Here is an 18293-nt window from a genome sequence, read left to right as displayed (position 1 = left end):
GGACATGGGGCGGGGTGATCTCACGGATGCCGAGTGGGAACGGTTGCGGCCGTTCCTGCCGGTCAGCAACAGGCGTTGTGGCAGGTGGCGGGATCACCGGCAGGTGATCGACGGGATTCTGCACCGGGTGCGGACCGGTGTGCAGTGGCGTGACCTGCCCGAACGGTTCGGGCCGTGGAAGACGGTCTACGAACGTCACCGGCTGTGGTCGGCCGACGGCACCTGGGAACGTCTCCTCCGGCAGGTCCAAGCCGAGGCCGACGCGGCGGGTGAGATCGACTGGGACATCTCGGTCGACTCCACCGTCGTCCGTGCCCACCAGCATGCGGCCGGCGCCCCCACCGATCCTCCGCCAGCCCTCGCCCCAAGGGGGACGAACCGCGAGAACGTCAGGACGAGATGCCATGGCAGAGTCTCATCGCCCGCCTGGTGGAGGTGGTGCTGGAGGTGAGGGCCTGGGCCGCTCGCGCGGCGGGTTCACCACCAAGCTCCACCTGAGCGCGGACGGCCGCTGCCGCCCGCTGTCCCTGGTCGTTACGCCGGGACAGCGGGCGGACTGCACGCAGTTCAAGCCCGTGCTGCAGAAGATTCGCGTCCCCCGTCTCGGGCCGGGCAGGCCCCGCAAGAAGCCGGACAGCCTCGCCGCCGACAAGGCCTACAGCAACGGGCCTATCCGCAACTACCTGCGACAACGCGGCATCCGGCACACCATCCCCGAGAAGGTCGACAGCCAGTCCGCCCGCCTGCGCAAAGGCTCACACGGCGGCCGACCACCCGCCTTCGACAAAGAGCGCTACAAGAAACGCAACACCGTCGAACGGGCCATCAACCGGCTCAAGAACGCCCGAGCCGTCGCCACTCGATACGACAAGCGCGGCTACGTCTACCTCGGCACCGCCACCGCCGCGGCCCTCGTCATCTGGCTCCGCACATGATCGACCGGACAAGTCCTAGGTACGGGAGCCGGCCGCGTACGACACGAAGTCGGCCCAGGCCTGCGGGGCGAGGGCGAGGCGGGGGCTGGTGTTGCGGTACTTGGAGTCGCGGACGTGGATGGTGCGGGGGGCTACCGCGATCTCGACGCAGGAGTCGCCCTCGCTACTGCTGCTGTAGCTGCTCTTGAACCACGCCAGCTCGGAGGCGTCCCCGGCCGAGGCGTTGCGGATCATGTTTCCCCCAGCAGTTGTTCGATGAAGACCGTCGACTCACGTGGCGTGAGAGCCTGCGCCCGGATGATGCCATACCGCAGCTCAAGGATACGGAGCTGCTTGGGCTCCGTGACCGGGCGGCCGTTGGCCACAGCCGGCGAACGCCCCACGGCCGAGCCGTCCTCGAACTTCAGCACCTCGATCCCACCGGCCAGCCCAGCGTGCTCCTCGCGATCCATCGGCATGACCTGAAGCTCGACATTCCTCAACTGCCCTACTTCCAGCAGATGCTCAAGCTGGCGACGCAACGCCACCCTGCCTCCGAGCGGACGTCGCAGCGTCCACTCCTCCAGGACGAAGCTGAGTTCAGGCACTGGGCCCCGCTCGAACACGGCCTTGCGGGCCACACGCGCTGCGATGAACCGCTCCACCTCATCCTCTGTGTACGCGGGGCGTCGCATCAAGAGAAGCCCCCGCGCGTACTCCGGCGTCTGCAACAGGCCATGAACGTTGAGCGGATCGTAGAGCTGGAGCTCGACCGCCTTGGCCTCCATCTCCCCCAGCGCCCGCACCTTCTTCGGGTACCGGACCTTCTTCACGTCCTCCCACGTCGCCGCGACAAGCCCACCCGCCCCCAACACCTCATCCGCCTTGACCAGATACTCCTGCCGAGGAATCCGCTTCCCACCCTCAATCTTGTAGACCAGGTCCTCCCCGTACCCCACCGCCTCCCCGAACTCGGCGGCCCGCATCCCCACGGCCTCACGCCGCAGCTTTAGTTGCCGTCCGACGGTCGCGATGACCGCGATCCCCCACTCGTCGTCCGGATCCACCTCCCAACCCGGCTCGTCCGCCTCCGTCTTGAGCCGCCCGGTGTCCGCCTCGACCGTCATGCCGTACCCCTCCGTCGTACCGCCCTGGTGCAGCAGCGCCCTACCCGCACTCAACGTCCCGACAGCCCGGACACCACCGGACAAGCTCCGGACAGTCACCGTACGCACCCGCCGAGTCACTGTTCACCGTAAGCACGCACCACCACGCTGAGTGACGTGACGCAGAAATCCCCCGAACTCACCACCCACGTCCGCAACTTCAGCGTGCAGCTCTCTCCCACGCCACGCGGCGCCCGCCTCGCCCGACTCCTCGCCACCGAACAACTCCGCAGCTGGGGCCTGCCGCTGGACCCGGCGGCGCACCTCGTGGCCGAGCTGGCCACCAACGCGGTCACGCACGGCCGCGTCCCCGGCCGGGACTTCCTGCTGCTCCTGTACGTCGTCGGCGGCACCCTCCGTATCGAAGTCACCGACACCTGTGGCGACCGACTCCCACGCACTCAAAACCCCACCCCTGACGCGGAGTCCGGCCGCGGACTCACCATCGTCGAGGCGTTGGCCGACCGCTGGGGCACCTCACCGGGGCTGCCTCCACGCAAGACGGTCTGGGCCGAAGTCGCCCTTTCACCGGAACCCGGAAACCCGTTCTCCGGTGGCACGGGCGGTCTCCCTCAAGGAACAAACCAGTGAAAGAACCTCACCAAGCCCCACCCCTCCCGCCCAGGGCGCAAACTCACCCAACCGGGTGAACATCACCAACTCGGCTGGATTCGGGGCAGGTTGCCTGCCTTACGCTCGCCGCAACACAACCGCAGACATACGACGGCCCTCGCCGGGACGGCAATCCCAGTGCGAGGGCCTGACCACCAAGGAAGAAACGACCTTCCCGATGGACACCCAAAACCCTAGCGCGCCCCCGCGCGCCCAGTCCCGTATCGCGGGCAAAAACCACCCCCACGCGGGCGGACTGATCCACGACAACGCCCGCCACACCGCCCGCTTCACGGTGATCGGCAACCACCTCGCCCAGCACCCGGAGCTTTCGGGTCTCGCTATCGGACTCGGCGTCTACATCCAGTCGCTCCCGGCAGGCGCCCGCGTCGACATCAAGACCCTCGCCGCCCGCTTCCCCGAGGGCACGACCCGTATCGCCGCCGCCCTGCGCGAGCTGGAGACCCACGGCTACCTGCGCCGCGAACGCCAACGCACTCCCGCCGGCCGCATCGTCACCCGCACGGTCTCCTGCAACCAGCCAGGTCACCGCCGTACGCAGGACCACCAGGCCGCGCCGACCCGGAAGAAGCGAACCCCGGGACCCCGCAAGCCCCTCCCGGCCGTACCGCAGCCCGCCTACCCGGCTCCCGCGCTCCTCCAGACTGCCACGGAGCTACTCGCGGACCTCCGCCGCCACGACACCCGCCTGCTGCTCAGCGAGCAGGACACGGCCCACCTGGTGCCCGGCGTCGCCGCCTGGCTGGAGCGCGACGTCGGTCCCACCGCCGTACGCCACACCCTGACCGCCGACCTGCCACCCGAGCCCCTGTGCCGCCCGGCAGCCCTGCTGGCCCACCGCCTGACCGCCCAGCTGCCGGCACCGCCCCCGTTCCGCGCCCCGGCACCACGGCCACCTCTCCGGCACCCCTTCCAGACCTGCGAAGACTGCGACCGCGCCTTCCGCTCACCCACCCCAGGACTCTGCCGTGACTGCCGAAGCACTCCCCTTGCCACCGCCGCCTGAGCCCGCTCCGGCCGGGGCACGCATCAGGCGCCGCTCGTCGAGTGACGACGTCAACTACGCTGACGCCAGGTGTTCGGGCCGTGTCCATGACCCCGGATCAGGGCCCCTGACCGCCGCTCCGTTGAAGCGCCTGGAGGAAGCCGTGACCGCCGAACTTCCCGACTGGATGATCCCGCCCAGGCCGAGCGGCTGGGAAGCGGACGACCTCGACCACCTTCCTCAAGCACCGCGGCACACCGAACTCATCGACGGAGCCCTGATCTTCATGATGTCGCCGCAGCGGTCGTGGCACTCCCGGCTGGTGGAGAACCTGACCTTCGCGCTCAGGCAAGCGGCGCCCGAGGGCTTCGAGACGGAGCGCGAGATGACCGTCCGGCTCGACAAAAAGAGCCGCCCGGAGCCCGACATCCTGGTCACCACCGCCCCCTACGACCCCGACCGCACCTGGTACGCGCCCGCCGACGTCGCCCTGGTCATCGAGGTCGTCTCGGAGGAGTCCGCGGACCGCGACCGGTCCCTGAAGCCCTTCAAGTACGCACAGGCCAGGATCCCCCATTTCTGGCGCGTCGAGGACGAGGCCGGCGCACCCACCGTCCACACCTACGAACTCGACACCATGACCGGCACGTACGTGGCCACCGGAATCCACCGTGAGCGTCTGAAGGCCGCCGTCCCCTTCCCGACGGACATCGACCTCAAGAACCTCGTGCCCTGACCTCGGCCGGGAAGAGAAGCCGTCGCCGGCTCGTCACCGCGTACTACGAGTGCCCCAGCTCCCCCGAGTCCCCGTCCGCCCCCACCGACACCGACCCCGAGTCCGGCGCCGGGCGCAGCGGGAAGGGGTCCACGCGGGTCTCGTCGATCACCGGCGGAGCCGGGCGCGGGGGCTTGGGCATGACCGCGGCCTCGGAGTGGCCGCCGCAGCCGTACGTCAGGGACACCACGCGGCCGTCGGCCGGTGAGAACTCGTTGGCGCAGACCCCGAAGGCCTGGCCGAGGGAGCCGCCGATCGGGGCCAGGAAGCCGCAGGTGACGCAGGAGGCCGGGGCCGCCTGGGCCATGGGGGTCTTGGCGCCGTACCCCTCCTCCCAGCGGTCCGCGGCGACGTGCAGGCCGTAGCGGGACAGGACCCGGGCGCGGCGCATGCCGAGTTCCTCGGCGACGGCGGCGATCGAGCCGCGGGAGGGCGCCGCCGGCAGGTTCGCGGGGGCGGTCGCGGTGACGTCCGCGTCCTCCGCCTCGACCAGTTCGGCCATCTCGTGCGAGACCGGCGAGTTCGGTCCCGGTTCGTCCTCGCCGGTGTAGCCGGGCTCCAGGCGGAGGTCCTCGGCGTCCGTGGGGAGCAGGTCGCCCGGGCCCATGTCGCCGGGGCGCAGGCGCTCGCTCCACGGCACCCACTCGGGCGCGAGGAGGGCGTCCGGGCCCGGCAGGAGGACCACCTCGTCGAGCGTGACGACCTTCGCGCGGGAGGCGCGGGCCACCGTCACCGCCCAGCGCCAGCCGCGGTACCCGAGCTCCTTGCACTCGAAGAAGTGCGTGACAACCCGGTCGCCCTCGGAGACCAGACTCGCGTGCTCGCCCACCACGCCGGGCGCGGCGGCCTCCTCGGCGGCACTGCGGGCGAGGTCGACCGCCTCGGCGCACAGACGGTCGGGGGTGCGGCTTCGCGTTGTCGCTGCGCTCACAGGTATCGCTTCTCTCCTACGCCGTCTCTCGGGTGCGGTGCCTCGAGGCGATGGGGCAGACGGAGCGGACCTGTGGGCCGCGTCGACGTCCGCGTCCGAATCACGCTCGGGCGCACCTACGTCATCCATTGTGCGGGATGGCTGAGATACGCACGCTACCTGCTCGCGGGCGCTGGGCCTACACCGACGGCCCTTTCACCGTGCGCGGCGGGTGGCGGAACCCTTGCCACCGGGCCGTCAGTTGCCCCGTGCCAATCCGAGTCCCTGCCCTCCATACGCGCCGTAACCGCACTACCCACCCCCATCTCGGGGCACTATTGCGTCGTGGCAACCGCGAGGCAGCCCCAAGGAGCCACCGGCATCGGTGGCGCCAAGGGCGGCCGTGATCGAGGTGGCGGAACGGGCCGGAAGCGCGGCTCCCTCCGCGCGCTGGGCCGTGCCCTGCACTTCCCGTTCACCGGCCCGGCACGCGGCATCCGCAAGGCCACCCACGCGCACGGCGCCGGCGAGTCCGGCCTGGGCAAACTGATCGAACTGCACGCGGTGAACGGCGCCGGGGACATGATGATCACCGTCGCCCTCGCCTCCACCGTCTTCTTCTCCGTCCCCACCGACGAGGCCCGCGGCCGGGTCGCGCTCTACCTCGGCATCACCATGGCGCCCTTCACGGTCCTCGCGCCCGTGATCGGCCCCCTCCTCGACCGCATCCCGCACGGCCGCCGCGCCGCGATGGCCGGCGCGATGTTCGCCCGGGCGATGCTCGCGCTGGTGCTGGCCGGGGCCGTCGCCACCGGCAGCATCGAGCTGTATCCGGCCGCGCTCGGCGTCCTGGTCGCCTCCAAGGCCTACGGCGTCGTCAGAAGCGCCGTGGTCCCCCGGCTCCTGCCACCGCGCTTCTCCCTGGTGAAGGCCAACTCCAGAGTCACCCTCGGCGGCCTCCTCGCGACCGGCATCGCCGCCCCCATCGGCGCCGGGCTCCAGGCGCTCGGGCCGCGCTACCCGCTCTACGGCGCCTTCGTGATCTTCGTCGCGGGCACGATCCTGTCCTTCACCCTGCCGCCGAAGGTCGACTCGGCCAAGGGCGAGGACACCGCGCTGCTGGCGGCCGACGAGCAGCATCTGCACGGGCCGCACCGCCGGCCGGTCAAGCGCCCGGGGCTGCGCACCGTCGGCATCGCCGTCACCCACGCCCTCGGCGCCAACGCCGCCCTGCGCTGCCTCTCCGGCTTCCTGATCTTCTTCCTCGCGTTCCTGCTGCGCGAGCACCCGATGTCCGGCCAGAGCGCGGCCGTGTCGCTGGGCATAGTGGCCGTCTCGGCCGGGGTCGGGAACGCCTGCGGTACCGCGGTCGGCGCATGGCTGCGCTCCCGGGCGCCAGAGATCATCATCGTGACGGTGGTGGGCTTCGTACTCCTCGCGGCGATCACCGCCGCGATCTTCTTCGGCGCGATCCTGGTGGCGTTCCTCGCGGCGACCGCCGGGTTCGCCCAGGCGCTGGCCAAGCTGTCCCTAGACGCGCTGATCCAGCGGGACGTGCCCGAACTGGTCCGTACGTCGGCGTTCGCGCGCTCCGAGACGCTGCTGCAGGTCTCCTGGGTGCTCGGCGGCGCGATCGGCATCGTGCTGCCGCTGGAGGGCTCCCTGGGCCTGCTGGTCGGCGCGACGATCGTCGCGCTCGGCTGGCGGACCACCATCAAGGGCCTGATCGGCTCGGCACGGCACGGCGGGCACAGCCACTCGCGCGTGACCTGAGCCGCGTCCGCCGGCCCGGCCCACGGCACGCCGCCCCCCGCGTAGAGAGAGCGTCACACGCGCCCGATAACCTTCGCCCATGACCACGCTGCCCCGCGGCGAAGCCGCTGATGTACTCCGCGTTGTGCGGCGCCGCCGTGCGCTCGCCGCAGCCGGCGCCGTTTCCGCCGGACTGCTCGTCCTGTCGGCCTGCGACAAGCCGACGCCGCTGGCCACGGTCACCGTCGGCTCCTCCTCCGTGCACTCGCAGGCCACCTGCGGCGGCGAGGGCGAGGCAGTGAAGACCGCCGACCTGGCCGGCTGCCTGAAAGACAAGGGCATCGAGTCCATCAAGGTGGACCCGGACGCGACCGTGCGCTTCGGTGTCGACCCGGAGATCGCGGACGAGGGCTGGACGATCCTCATGAACGGCCAGCCGCTCACCGACTCCAGCAAGAAGACGTACCGCACCGTCCCGGGCAGCGTGTTCTTCAACGCCCAGTACGGCGCGAGCGGCGATTCCACGCTGGTCTCCATCAAGGAGGGCGAGCAGGACGTGACGGGTCTGTGGTCCTTCAAGCTCGAGAAGGACAGCTGATCCCTGCCGCTGGGCTGCACGTGCTGGTGGCCACCGCCGTCCCCGTGGAGAGGGACGCGGTGGCCCGGGCGTTCGCGGCAGCCGCGGACGAGGGGCGGGTGCTGCTGGGGTCCGCCGGCCCGGCGCCCGCCGAGGCCGGTCGCGGCCGGCCGGTCATCGATTTCGTCGCCGTCGGCGTGGGCCCTGCCCGGGCCGCGGCCACCACCGCGTCGGCCCTCACCACGGCCGCCCGCGACGGCGCGCCCTACGGCCTGGTCGTCTCCACCGGCATCGCCGGCGGCTTCGCGCCCCACGCCCCCGTCGGCTCCCTCGTCGTCGCCGACGAGATCACCGCCGCCGACCTGGGCGCCGAGACCCCCGACGGCTTCCTGCCCGTCACCGAGCTGGGCTTCGGCACCGTCACCCACCGTCCGCCCGAAGCACTCGTACGGGAAACGGCGGCCGCCACCGGCGCCCGAACCGGCGCCGTCCTCACCGTCTCCACCGTGACCGGCACCGCCGTCCGCGCCGCGCGGCTGCGCGAGCGCCACCCCACCGCCCTGGCCGAGGCGATGGAGGGCTTCGGCGTCGCCGAGGCCGCCGCCGCGCACGGCACGCCGGTGCTGGAGCTGCGCGCGGTCTCCAACCCCGTCGGCCCGCGCGACCGTGCCGCCTGGCGCATCGGCGACGCGCTGGCGGCCCTCACCGAGGCTTTCGGGAAGCTCACGCCCGTCCTGGAGAGTTGGCAACCACATGACCGGTGAACAGCAGCGACAGCCCCTGCGGATCGCGTACTCGCCCTGCCCGAACGACACCTTCGTCTTCGACGCCCTCGCCCACGACCGGGTGCCCGGCGCCCCTGCGCTCGACGTCACCTTCGCGGACATCGACATCACCAACGGCATGGCCGAGCGCGGCGAGTTCGACGTGCTGAAGGTGTCGTACGCCGTGCTGCCGTACGTCCTCGACGAGTACGCCCTGCTGCCCTGCGGGGGCGCGCTGGGCCGGGGCTGCGGCCCGCTGGTGCTGACTCGCGAGCCGGACGTGGACCTCAGCGGCCGTACGGTCGCGGTGCCGAGCGAGAAGTCGACGGCGTATCTGCTGTTCCGCCTGTGGGCCGCCGACACCCTGCCCGCCGGGGTGGGTGAGATCGTGGTCATGCCGTTCCACGAGATCATGCCCGCCGTGCGGGACGGGAAGGTCGACGCGGGGCTCGTCATCCACGAGGCGCGCTTCACGTACCAGAACTACGGGCTGCACAAGCTCGCGGACATGGGCGAGCACTGGGAGGCCACCACGGGGCTGCCCATCCCGCTGGGTGCGATCATCGCCAAGCGCTCCCTGGGCGCGCAGCGGCTGACGCTCCTGGCCGACTCCATCCGCACTTCCGTACGGGCCGCCTGGGACGACCCGGAAGCCTCCCGCGGCTACGTCATGGAGCACGCCCAGGAGATGAACCCGGCCGTCGCCGAACAGCACATCGGCCTGTACGTCAACGAGTTCACGGCCGACCTCGGCGACGACGGCTACGCGGCCGTGCGGGGGCTGCTGACACGCGCGGCAGCGGAGGGGCTCACACCCGCACTCGGGCCCGAAGCGCTGTCGTTCCCCTGAACCTCACCCGGCCGTGCGGGGCCTGCTGACACGTGCGGCGGCCGAGGGGCTGGTGCCGCCCCTCGGCCGGGATGCGCTGGATTCCCCCCGGGAGTTCCCGGGGGGCGCAAGCGCTATACGTCGAGCTGGTCGGCGACCGCGCGGAGGAGGCCGGCGATCTTCTTGCCGGCGGTCTTCTCGGGGTAGCGGCCCCGCTCCAGCATCGGCGTGATGTTTTCGAGGAGGGTCGTCAGATCCTGGACGATGGAAGCCAGTTCGTCCGGCTTCTTGCGCTGGGCCGCCGCGACCGAGGGGGTCGGGTCGAGGATGGTGACCGAGAGGGCCTGGTCACCGCGCTGTCCGGCGACCACCCCGAACTCCACTCGCTGTCCCGGCTTGAGTACGTCGACTCCGGCGGGGAGGACCGAGGAATGGACGAAGACGTCACCGCCGTCGTCGCGGGAGAGAAAGCCGAAGCCCTTCTCGCTGTTGAACCACTTGACCTTGCCGGTAGGCACGTCTGTCCTCGTCCTCGTACTTGTCGGAAAACTGCTTCTGAAAACGGCTCTTGATAGCACTACAGCGGGTCGACCATGACCCGCCGCTACCAAGGCTAATGCTCCCGGAGCCGGTGACAAGACGTCGCCCGGTTGTTCCTTCGCGCAGGGAACTACCCTGGTCCGGTGCGTGACAAAACCCAAACGAATTCCGCCGCTCCCGGAGACCGACTGATCCGTGCCGGTGCGGCCCTGTTCTTCATCGGTGCCGTGGCCACTCTGGTCACGGTGGCCCCGTTTTTGCTCGGTACGACGCCATTTCCGACCTACATGTTCGGACTGAGCATGTTGATGGGCGTCGGATTCCTCGTCGCCGGTGCCGGCGTGCTGCAGTCGGTCGCGGCCGGACGGCGTCAGGCGCGGGGCGCTTCGAGGTAGCGGGCGAGCCAGCCCGGGAACTCCGTCAGGTCCGTGAGGACCACGTCCGCGCCGAGCGCGCCCAGCTGATCCGTGCTGAACGGCCCCGTGGCCACCGTGACCGACAGGGCGTCGGCCGCGCGGGCGGCGCGTACGTCGCCCTCGTGATCGCCGACGTAGACGCCCGCGTCGTGCTCGCGCAGGGCCACCGCCTTCTGCTCGGCCCAGAGATTGCCGATCACCGCGTCCGGCTCGATGCCGAGGTGCTCCAGGTGCAGCTTGGCGTTCGGCTCGTACTTGGCGGTGACGACGATCGCGCGCCCGCCGACGGCCCGTACGGCGGCGATCGCCTCACGCGCGCCCGGCAGGGCGGGGGTCGCGGCGATGGCGATCGTCGGGTACATCGCGCGGTATTGGTCGGCGATGGCCGGGACCTGCTCCGCCGGGAACCAGTTGACCAGCTCCTCCTCCAGCGGCGGCCCGAGCCGTGTGATCGCCAGGTCGGCGTCTATGTACGTCCCCGTGCGCTCGGCCAGCGCCGTGTAGCAGGCGTGGATGCCGGGGCGGGAGTCGATGAGGGTCATGTCCAGGTCGAAGCCGACGGTGAGCGGGGGCAGGGTCGAGGAGGCCATATGCGCCATTGTGCCCAGGCCGGGGGTAGGGCAGACACCGGGTGGGTGTGACCTGCATCCATGTGGCGCCCACACCTCGCGGACGCCTACCTCTCCCGCTCCTACCTCTCCCGCTGTGACCGCCAGACGATGAACAGCGCCGACGCCACCGCCGCCCCGCGCAGCACCCAGGGCCAGGTGTCCGAGAGGGCGGCGTTCATGTGGCCCTCGGCGATGGGGTCGCCCCAGCGGCCGTCGGTGCGGCCCCACAGCCAGGCGACGCCGGCCGTGAGGGCGAGGCCGGGCAGGATCACGACCGCCCACTTGGTCTCGGCGTCGCTCAGGCGCCGGGAGCCCCAGGCGATGAGCCAGCCGAGCAGCAGGACGATGAGGTTGCCGAGGACGGCGCCGGCGACGAGTAGGGCGGCGGAAAGCAGCAGGAGGGGGTTGCTCCAGCGGCTGGCGGGGAGGGTCGGGCGCCGCGGGAAGAGGCGGCGGCGACGGGGGGCGGCGGCGTCCGCGTCGTCGGCCTCCTCAACGGCCTCCTCGGGCTCCTCGACGGGTTCCTTCTTGCGGAGCCGCGCCTCCTCCTGCTCCTTGGAGGGCGGGCGCCTGAGCATCTCCGGGATCTCGACGCCGCCGACGAAGCCGGGGACGTCGTCGGCGAGCCCGAAGGCGCTGCTGTCCACCCGCCACCAGTCCGGCTGGAGCGCGCTGCCCCCGAGGTCGGCCGTGCTCGCGAGGTGGGGCGGCGGAGGCGCGTCGTCGGGTGCCGTCGGGGCCTGCGCGGGCCGTGGGCGCGGCACGAGCCGGCGCAGGCCCTTGGGGCGCTCCTCCTCGGCGTGCTCGTCCCGGCCCTCCGGCTGTACGGGCACGGAGGTGACCGGTCCCCGCGGTGCGGGGGCGCCACCCCCGGCGGCCGCGACGATCTCGTCCGGGCTGCCGAGCCGGGCGATGATGCGGCGGACGGCGGCGGGGCTGTCGACGGCGGCCTTGGCACGGCGCCGGTCGATCTCGCCCCGCAACTCGTTGACCAGACGCATGCGGGTGGCCGACGGCAGCTGACGCTGCTGAGCCACGTCACCGACGCGGCTCAGATACTCGTAGACGACCTGGTCGCTCTCGATCCCCACGAAGTCCCCTCCGGGGTGGGTGTGCTGAAGCCCCGTGGGGACGACGTTAGCGCAGCGCAGGGTGTGCGGTGCGGGTCAGACCGGCCGGCACTCCCCCGCGTCCTGCGCCTCGGAGCACAGGCCGTGGCCGTGCTCGTGCAGGATGTCGCGACCGCTCTGCTGGGTCAGGAAGTTCAGAAAGGCCGCCGCGACGGAGCCGGCCGGTGCATCGCCGTAGGTGTAGGCGAACTCGGTCTGCCAGTAGGGGTAGTTGGTGTCCTCGACGCCTTCGGCCGTGGGTTCCCTGCCGTCGATCTTCAGCTTGGCGAGCCGGTCGGCGGCCTTGTGGCCGGCGACTCCCGTGGCCTCGCTGTAGCCGATCGCGCCGGGCGTCGAAGCGCTGGTGTTCAGCATGGTGTCCGTGCTGGTGACCTCGCAGCGGCCGTACTGGCCGGACTTCAGGGCCGCGCAGTCGGTCACGGTGAACTGGGGCGGTTCCCTGCCGTCCAGGACCTTGGCGACGAGGGTGCTGCGGGTGCCGGAGCCGGGGTCGCGGTTGATCAGGTGGACGGGGACGTCGTTGCCGCCCACCTGGGACCAGTTCGTCACCCGGCCGGCGAAGATGTCGCGGATCTGGGCCAGCCTCAGGTTCTCCACGCCCGCGTCCTTGTTGACGACGAGGGTGAACACGGAGAAGGCGACGGGCTTGGGGACCAGCCGCGGGTGGCCGTCGGAGGCGAGGCCGTCGGTGAACGCGATGTGGTCGGCAAGGCCGTCGCCGACCTGGATCTTGGCGTTCTTGCCTGCCTGGTCCAGGTCGGTCACACCGTCGGTGCTGCCCTTGAAGGTGTCGTCGGCCAGCGGAATCGACACGCCCGCCCCCTCGCACCGCTTGAGGTAGTCCTCGGCGGCGGCCCGCACGGCGGGCGCGAAGGCGGTGGAGCCGTGCAGGCGGAGGGTGCCGCCGACGCAGTCCAGCGGGGGCCTGCGGTCCTCGCGTAGGAACAGCGTGAAGAAGGCCTGGAGGGCCACCGCCGCCGTCAGGAACGCGATGGCGAACCAGGCCGGCCTGGAGGCGAACAGATGGCTCTCGGTCCTGGCCAGCTTGAACCGGAACACCTTCACCAGCGGGTCGAACCAGCGCCGGTCGGTGCCGACCGCGCCGACGATGTCCGGCTTGGGGAAGGGGTCGGCACTGTCGTCGCCCTGCCAGCTCTCCAGGATCACCAGCACCTTGTACTCGGCGCCCCGGGGCAGCTTCACCTTCGGCAGTTCGATGACACCCTCGCGCCTGGCCGGGTTGTTGCGGAAGCCGAAGCCCGGGGCCCCGCGCCGGAAGAAGCGGCGCAGCTCGCGCTGGCTCAGCTCGGTGACCACCAGCCCCGCGACCTGCCGGCGGCGGAAGGTGACCCATATGCCGCTGGGGTCGTTCTCGTCGGTCAGGTAGTCACTGGCCTCGATGGGGGCGGATCCCGCGTTCTCGATGCGCAGCAGGACGAAGGAGGGGTCCTTCAGCCGGTGGCCGTCTCGCTGCAACCGCTCCAGGATCTCGGCGTGCTCGGACTCCGTGTCGTCCGCGGCGAGGGTGTCCATCTGCACCCGGTAGCCCAGCCGCTTGCGGCCGACGATGGCGAACTCCCACAGGAACGCCGCAACGGGGAACGTCAGACTCAGGATCGCGATCCACTGCTCGACCTGCTCGCTCACCGCTGGAACCCCCAATTCCATTGAGCCGTGAAGTAGTTGACCGGGAGCCCAGGGTGACGAGTGGGGATGACGTGTTGCCAGGGGTGCCGGATTCCTCCGGATGATGTTCATCCGGCGGCCATTTGCGAAACGTTCCGTTCGCCGTCCGGGCGGCCCTCCGCGCGGCCGGCACACCCCCTGCCCCGGCCCCCACCCGCTAGATTTGGTCGGATGAGCGACCCGGCCGCACCGCCCCGTTCCCTCGCGGAAGCCCTCCGCGCGCGGGACGACGCCTCCCTGGCCGTGCTGCTGCGCAGCCGGCCCGATCTCATCACCCCCGTCCCCACCGACCTCACGCAGCTGGCGACCCGCGCAGGCACCCGGGCCTCCGTGGTGCGCGCCCTGGAGCGGCTGGACCGGTGCGCACTGCAGACGGCGGAGGCGCTGGCGGTGGCGGCGGACCCGGCGACATACGCCGAACTGCTGGCACTGATGGCTGGTGACGAGGGCGAACCGGCGGTCGCCGGGGCGCTGCCGCACGCCCTCGCGACCCTGCGCGACCAGGCCCTGGTGTGGGGCGCCGACGACCGGCTGCGGCTCGTCCGCACCGCGCGTGAGCTGCTCGCACCCTCGCCGCAGCACCCGTCCCCCACCGGACTGGGCCCGACCGTGCAGGAAGCCACCGCGGGCATGTCGCCGGGGCGTATCCAGGACATCGTCACGACGGCCGGACTGCCCTCGACCCACGACGCCGTGTCCGCGGTGTCGTCGCTCACCGCCCTGTTCGGCGACCGGAAGCGCATGGCCGCCCTGCTCGCGGGTGCGCCGGAGGAGTCCCGGGAGGTGCTGTCCCGGCTCGTGTGGGGGCCGCCGTACGGCCAGGTCACCGCCGACCCCGCGCCCCGCCTGCGCTGGCTCCTGGACCGCGGCCTCCTCCTCCCGACGGCACCCGGCACGGTCGTGCTCCCCCGCGAGGTGGCCCTGCATCTGCGCGCCGGCCGGGCGCACCGCACCACCGAGCCGTTGCCGCCGCCGGTCGAGGCGGGCGCGACGTACCGTCCACAGGTTGTGGACGCGACCGCGGCCGGACAGGCGTACACGGCGCTGGCGACCGTCGAGGAGCTGCTGAAGGACTGGGACGAAGGCGGTCCGACGGTGCTGCGGGCGGGCGGCCTGAGCGTGCGCGACCTCAAGCGCACCGCCGTCGCCCTCGACCTGTCCGAACCCCTGGCCGCCTTCTGGGTCGAGCTCGCCTACGCCGCCGGACTGCTGGCCTCCGACGGCGAGGCCGACGAGCGGTACGCCGCGACCCCGGCCTACGACGAGTGGCTGGAGCAGCCCGCCGCGCAGCGCTGGGCACTGCTGGCGCAGACATGGCTGACGGCGACGCGCACGTCGGGGGTGATCGGCGGGCGGGACGCCAAGGACCGTACGTTGTCGGCGCTCGGCCCGGGCGTGGACCGCTCCGCCGCGCCCGAGGTCCGGCACCGGGTGCTGACCCTCCTCGCCGGGCTGCCCGAGGGCGCGTCACCGTCCGCCGAGTCGGTACTGGCCCGGCTGCGCTGGGAACGGCCGCTGCGCGGACCCCAGCGGGACGACGACCTGCGCGGCCGCCTCGCCCAGTGGACGCTCGGCGAGGCGGAGATGCTGGGGATCACGGGGCGCGGGGCACTGTCGGCGCACGGGCGGGCGCTGCTGGGGATGCCGCTGCCGGAGCCCGCGCCCGAGGAACCGGCCGGTCCCGGCGACAAGCTCCCCGTGCATCACCGCCCGGCCCCGCCGCCCGAGCCCCTCTCCCCCGCCGAGCAGGCCACCGCCTCGGCCACCGCAGCCCGGCTCCTGGCCCCGCTCCTCCCCGAGCCGCTCGACCACGTCCTCCTCCAGGCCGACCTGACGGCCGTGGCGCCCGGGCCACTTCGACGCCCGCTCGCCGCCATGCTGGACGTGCTCGCGGACGTGGAGTCCAAGGGCGGCGCGACGGTGTACCGGTTCACGCCCGGGTCCGTGCGACGCGCCCTCGACGCCGGGCGCAGCGCCTCCGACCTGCACGCCTTCCTCGCCGAGCACGCGCGTACGCCGGTACCGCAGCCGCTCGCGTACCTGATCGACGACGTGGCCCGCAGGCACGGGCATCTGCGGGTGGGCGCCGCGTCTGCGTACGTCCGCTGCGACGACGACGCCGTGCTGAACGAGATCCTCGCCGACAAGCGGGCCGCGGGCCTGCGCCTGCGCCGCCTGGCGCCGACGGTGCTGGCCGCCCAGGCGGACCCGGCCGCGCTGCTGGAGGGCCTGCGCGCGATGGGCTTCGCGCCGGCCGCCGAATCGGCCGAAGGTGACGTCCTGATCACCCGCGCCGACGCCCACCGCACCCCACCGCGCACGGCGCCCGAGCCGGTACCGGACGGCCCGCCGACGCCGGACACCACCCTGCTGACGGCCGCGATCCGCGCCATCCGGGCGGGCGACCTCGCCTCCACGACACCGCGCAAGCCGAGCGGGGCCGCCCCCGCGGTGACCGGCGGTGAGCTGCCCCGCACCACCTCCGCCGAGACCCTCGCCACCATGCAGGCCGCCGTCCTGACCGGCGAGGCGCTGTGGATCGGGTACGTCAACGCCGAGGGCGCCGCGAGTCAGCGGGTGATCGCGCCGGTGCGGGTCGAGGGCGGGTTCGTGACGGCGTACGACCACACCGCGGACGAGGTGCGGACGTATCCGCTGCACCGGATCACCGGCGTCGCCGAGCTCGCGGACGGCCAGATCTGAGCCGCCGGGCCCGGGCCCGGGCGGCTCACTCGTTCGGGGGTACGCGGCCGTTCATGTACGCCACGCCGGGTTGTTCCAACTCTTGGGGGACCTTTCCGGTGTGTCCGCATCGCGCCGTGTGGCACCGGGCAGCCACCTCCTGTCCTGATCACGCTCAAGTGAGCGCAACAGAGAGGTAGTTGTCCCATGCGCACAGCTCGTCGTCTTGCCACCGTCCTGGCCGCCGCAGCCCTGATGATCGGCGGCTTCACCACTCAGGCCGCGGCGATCGGCGTCGACGTGGCCGGGCTGGTCATCGAGACGCCGCAGGTCTGACGCGACCGCAGCGCAGCCATCGGGCCGGTCCGGCGCCAGGGCCGGCCCGCCCTCCGTTTGCGAAAGGCCCTGACGCCCCCATGCCTGCCAAGCGCCCCGCGCGCGCCCGTTCCGCAGCCGTCGCCGCTCTCATCTCCGCGAGCGCCATGGTCACCGTCCTCGCCCCCGATGCCGCGGCCGCCGCCGCACTCCCCCTGCCCCTGCCGGCCCCCGCCGGCGAGTCCCTGATCACCGAGGGCCTCACCGTCGAGGGACCGCTGATCAACAACGTCAGTCTGCCCACGCTGCGGTAGGCCGGCGCAGCCGGTAGCTGTCGCCGTCGATCCGTACGAACTCGGCGTGGTGGGCCAGCCGGTCCACCATCGCGAGCGCGGAGGGGCCACCGAAGATCTCGTCCCAGCGGCCGAGCGGGCGGTCACTGGTCACGATCAGCGAGGCCCGCTCGTAGCGGTGCGCGACCAACTGGAAGAAGAGCGGCGCGGTCCCCGCTTCGAAGGGGGTGTAGCCGACCTCGTCGACGATCAGCACGGCGTGCTCGTCGAGCGCGGTCAGCTCCTCGGCGAGCCGTCCGGCGTCCCGAGCCCCGGCCAGCCGGGCCGCCCACTCCGCCGCCGTCGCGAACCGCACCGAGTGGCCCGCCTGGCAGGCCCTCACGCCGAGGCCGACGGCCAGATGCGTCTTGCCGGTGCCGGGCGGTCCGACGAAGACCACGTTGCGGCGGGCGGCGACGAAGTCCAGCTTGCCGAGCCGGGCCACGGCCTCCCGGTCGAAGGAGTGCGGGTGATCGGAGTCGAACTCCTCCAGCAGCTTGCGCGCGGGGAAACCGGCGGCGCGCACCCGCTCCTCGGCGCTGGGCTCGTCGTCACGTGCCGCGGCCTGCGCCGGGACGAAGACCTTCGCGGCGGGTTCCTCGGGGACGTGCGCCTGGTGCGCGTGCTGAGCGGCGGCCCGCTCACTCTGCGCGGCCATCGGCCCCGACATGTACGCCAGGATCCCCGCCGAGGCGATGAACGCCATGTGGATCACCGTGCCCCACAGCAGTGCGTGCCGTGAGGTGTGGTGGACGTCCACGAACATCTGGAGCAGATGGACGGAGGAGATACCTACGATGGCGGTGGCGAGCTTGACCTTCAGCACGTTGGAGTTGACGTGCGAGAGCCATTCCGGCTGGTCGCGGTGGCCCTGGAGGCCGATGCGGGAGACGAACGTCTCGTAGCCGCCGACGATCACCATGATCAGCAGGTTGGCGATCATGACGACGTCGACGAGTTTGAGCACGGCGAGCATGACGTAGTTCTCGGTGGCCTGCCCGGTCACACAGCGGAGGATTAAGGCCCACAGTTCGTTGAAGAACTTGTAGACGTACACCCCCTGGGCGGCCACGAGGCCGAAGTAGAGCGGGGCCTGCAGCCAGCGGGTGGCGAACAGGGCGTACCCGAGGGTGGTGGTCGGCGGGGACGGATCACGCGAGATGGGCTGCACGGTCGGCATTCTTCGCAGCCACCGCCGTACAGGTGAAACCACACCACTCACAGGAATGAAAAGACATCCTGTAGGACTTCGGAAATGATCAGGCACACTGGACGT

General features: G+C 71.8%; 20 protein-coding genes. 12 read left to right on the top strand and 8 right to left on the bottom strand.

Going from position 1 to position 18293, the window contains the following annotated elements; genetic code table 11:
* Nucleotides 1-4: 4 nt before the first annotated feature.
* Nucleotides 5-935 (top strand): IS5 family transposase gene (locus OHO27_RS23300; protein WP_443059576.1). Its coding sequence is split into 2 segments (ribosomal slippage): nt 5-382 and nt 384-935, totalling 930 coding nucleotides; the frame shifts between segments, so codons are not numbered across the junction.
* A 15-nt stretch (nt 936-950) separates the two neighbouring features.
* Here OHO27_RS23300 and OHO27_RS23295 read toward each other — a convergent pair.
* Both OHO27_RS23295 and OHO27_RS23290 read right to left on the bottom strand, forming a co-directional pair.
* Nucleotides 951-1169, bottom strand: coding sequence for a DUF397 domain-containing protein (locus OHO27_RS23295; RefSeq protein ID WP_328426918.1), 219 nt, complete (start codon nt 1167-1169; stop codon nt 951-953).
* Nucleotides 1166-2041: a helix-turn-helix domain-containing protein gene (locus OHO27_RS23290; protein WP_328426917.1), complete on the bottom strand. Its 876-nt coding sequence runs from the start codon at nt 2039-2041 to the stop codon at nt 1166-1168. Before OHO27_RS23290 ends, OHO27_RS23295 begins: the two co-directional genes overlap by 4 nt.
* Before the next feature lie 156 nt (nt 2042-2197).
* On the opposite strand from OHO27_RS23290, the gene OHO27_RS23285 reads away from it, so the two are divergent.
* The 3 genes from OHO27_RS23285 (at nt 2198) to OHO27_RS23275 (ending at nt 4434) form a co-directional block, all read left to right on the top strand.
* Entirely contained in the window at nt 2198-2671 is a 474-nt protein-coding gene (locus OHO27_RS23285) for an ATP-binding protein (RefSeq protein ID WP_328426916.1), read from the top strand.
* Nucleotides 2672-2870: 199 nt separating this feature from the next.
* A complete protein-coding gene (locus tag OHO27_RS23280; RefSeq protein ID WP_328426915.1) occupies nt 2871-3719 on the top strand; it encodes a helix-turn-helix domain-containing protein in 849 nt (282 codons plus the stop codon).
* A 166-nt stretch (nt 3720-3885) separates the two neighbouring features.
* A complete protein-coding gene (locus OHO27_RS23275; RefSeq protein WP_443059712.1) occupies nt 3886-4434 on the top strand; it encodes a Uma2 family endonuclease in 549 nt (182 codons plus the stop codon).
* Between the two features lie 43 nt (nt 4435-4477).
* Here the strand turns inward: OHO27_RS23275 and OHO27_RS23270 are convergent, their stop codons facing one another.
* A complete protein-coding gene (locus tag OHO27_RS23270) occupies nt 4478-5404 on the bottom strand; it encodes a DUF3027 domain-containing protein (protein WP_328426913.1) in 927 nt (308 codons plus the stop codon).
* Between the two features lie 324 nt (nt 5405-5728).
* On the opposite strand from OHO27_RS23270, the gene OHO27_RS23265 reads away from it, so the two are divergent.
* The 4 genes from OHO27_RS23265 (at nt 5729) to OHO27_RS23250 (ending at nt 9326) form a co-directional block, all read left to right on the top strand.
* Complete coding sequence (locus OHO27_RS23265; RefSeq protein WP_328426912.1) at nt 5729-7156, top strand: MFS transporter; 1428 nt, start codon at nt 5729-5731, stop codon at nt 7154-7156.
* A 79-nt stretch (nt 7157-7235) separates the two neighbouring features.
* Nucleotides 7236-7733, top strand: coding sequence for a DUF2771 domain-containing protein (locus OHO27_RS23260; RefSeq protein WP_328426911.1), 498 nt, complete (start codon nt 7236-7238; stop codon nt 7731-7733).
* A gap of 14 nt (nt 7734-7747) precedes the next feature.
* Nucleotides 7748-8476, top strand: coding sequence for a futalosine hydrolase (locus tag OHO27_RS23255; RefSeq protein ID WP_328430516.1), 729 nt, complete (start codon nt 7748-7750; stop codon nt 8474-8476).
* Entirely contained in the window at nt 8466-9326 is an 861-nt protein-coding gene (locus tag OHO27_RS23250; protein ID WP_328426910.1) for a 1,4-dihydroxy-6-naphthoate synthase, read from the top strand. The genes OHO27_RS23255 and OHO27_RS23250 overlap by 11 nt, the downstream gene beginning before the upstream one ends.
* Nucleotides 9327-9439: 113 nt before the next feature.
* On the opposite strand, the gene OHO27_RS23245 is transcribed toward OHO27_RS23250, so the two are convergent.
* Entirely contained in the window at nt 9440-9823 is a 384-nt protein-coding gene (locus OHO27_RS23245) for a cold-shock protein (protein WP_328426909.1), read from the bottom strand.
* Between the two features lie 165 nt (nt 9824-9988).
* Between OHO27_RS23245 and OHO27_RS23240 the strand changes: the two genes are divergently transcribed.
* Nucleotides 9989-10240, top strand: coding sequence for a hypothetical protein (locus OHO27_RS23240; protein WP_328426908.1), 252 nt, complete (start codon nt 9989-9991; stop codon nt 10238-10240).
* On the opposite strand, the gene OHO27_RS23235 is transcribed toward OHO27_RS23240, so the two are convergent.
* The 3 genes from OHO27_RS23235 to OHO27_RS23225 all read right to left on the bottom strand — a co-directional run bounded on the left by OHO27_RS23235 (nt 10216) and on the right by OHO27_RS23225 (nt 13649).
* Complete coding sequence (locus OHO27_RS23235; RefSeq protein ID WP_328426907.1) at nt 10216-10860, bottom strand: HAD family hydrolase; 645 nt, start codon at nt 10858-10860, stop codon at nt 10216-10218. The two genes, OHO27_RS23240 and OHO27_RS23235, sit on opposite strands and share 25 nt — an antisense overlap.
* 92 nt (nt 10861-10952) lie before the next feature.
* Nucleotides 10953-11963, bottom strand: a complete 1011-nt coding sequence (locus OHO27_RS23230) for an HAAS signaling domain-containing protein (protein WP_328426906.1) — start codon at nt 11961-11963, stop codon at nt 10953-10955.
* Nucleotides 11964-12038: 75 nt separating this feature from the next.
* Nucleotides 12039-13649 (bottom strand): substrate-binding domain-containing protein, encoded by a 1611-nt coding sequence (locus tag OHO27_RS23225; RefSeq protein ID WP_328426905.1) that lies wholly within the window; start codon nt 13647-13649, stop codon nt 12039-12041.
* Nucleotides 13650-13859: 210 nt separating this feature from the next.
* On the opposite strand from OHO27_RS23225, the gene OHO27_RS23220 reads away from it, so the two are divergent.
* The 3 genes from OHO27_RS23220 to OHO27_RS23210 all read left to right on the top strand — a co-directional run bounded on the left by OHO27_RS23220 (nt 13860) and on the right by OHO27_RS23210 (nt 16999).
* Entirely contained in the window at nt 13860-16391 is a 2532-nt protein-coding gene (locus OHO27_RS23220) for a helicase C-terminal domain-containing protein (RefSeq protein ID WP_328426904.1), read from the top strand.
* A 186-nt stretch (nt 16392-16577) separates the two neighbouring features.
* Entirely contained in the window at nt 16578-16706 is a 129-nt protein-coding gene (locus OHO27_RS23215) for a hypothetical protein (protein WP_328426903.1), read from the top strand.
* A gap of 80 nt (nt 16707-16786) precedes the next feature.
* The gene (locus OHO27_RS23210; protein WP_328426902.1) at nt 16787-16999 is read left to right on the top strand and encodes a hypothetical protein; all 213 of its coding nucleotides are present in this window, start codon (nt 16787-16789) and stop codon (nt 16997-16999) included.
* Here the strand turns inward: OHO27_RS23210 and istB are convergent.
* A complete protein-coding gene (gene istB / locus OHO27_RS23205; protein WP_328426901.1) occupies nt 16977-18197 on the bottom strand; it encodes an IS21-like element helper ATPase IstB in 1221 nt (406 codons plus the stop codon). The two genes, OHO27_RS23210 and istB, sit on opposite strands and share 23 nt — an antisense overlap.
* Nucleotides 18198-18293: the final 96 nt, after the last annotated feature.

The organism is Streptomyces sp. NBC_00443 (assembly GCF_036014175.1).
GTDB lineage: Bacteria > Actinomycetota > Actinomycetes > Streptomycetales > Streptomycetaceae > Streptomyces.
Note: the sequence above shows the minus strand (reverse complement) of the source record. Positions and strands in the feature narration are given on the sequence as shown.

Coding starts and splice junctions, on each gene's coding strand:
- OHO27_RS23295 (WP_328426918.1), bottom strand. CDS start 1,169: ATGATCCGCAACGCCTCGGCCGGGGACGCCTCCGAGCTGGCGTGGTTC.
- OHO27_RS23290 (WP_328426917.1), bottom strand. CDS start 2,041: ATGACGGTCGAGGCGGACACCGGGCGGCTCAAGACGGAGGCGGACGAG.
- OHO27_RS23280 (WP_328426915.1), top strand. CDS start 2,871: ATGGACACCCAAAACCCTAGCGCGCCCCCGCGCGCCCAGTCCCGTATC.
- OHO27_RS23275 (WP_443059712.1), top strand. CDS start 3,886: ATGATCCCGCCCAGGCCGAGCGGCTGGGAAGCGGACGACCTCGACCAC.
- OHO27_RS23260 (WP_328426911.1), top strand. CDS start 7,236: ATGACCACGCTGCCCCGCGGCGAAGCCGCTGATGTACTCCGCGTTGTG.
- OHO27_RS23250 (WP_328426910.1), top strand. CDS start 8,466: ATGACCGGTGAACAGCAGCGACAGCCCCTGCGGATCGCGTACTCGCCC.
- OHO27_RS23235 (WP_328426907.1), bottom strand. CDS start 10,860: ATGGCGCATATGGCCTCCTCGACCCTGCCCCCGCTCACCGTCGGCTTC.
- OHO27_RS23220 (WP_328426904.1), top strand. CDS start 13,860: ATGAGCGACCCGGCCGCACCGCCCCGTTCCCTCGCGGAAGCCCTCCGC.
- OHO27_RS23215 (WP_328426903.1), top strand. CDS start 16,578: ATGCGCACAGCTCGTCGTCTTGCCACCGTCCTGGCCGCCGCAGCCCTG.
- OHO27_RS23210 (WP_328426902.1), top strand. CDS start 16,787: ATGCCTGCCAAGCGCCCCGCGCGCGCCCGTTCCGCAGCCGTCGCCGCT.
- istB (WP_328426901.1), bottom strand. CDS start 18,197: ATGCCGACCGTGCAGCCCATCTCGCGTGATCCGTCCCCGCCGACCACC.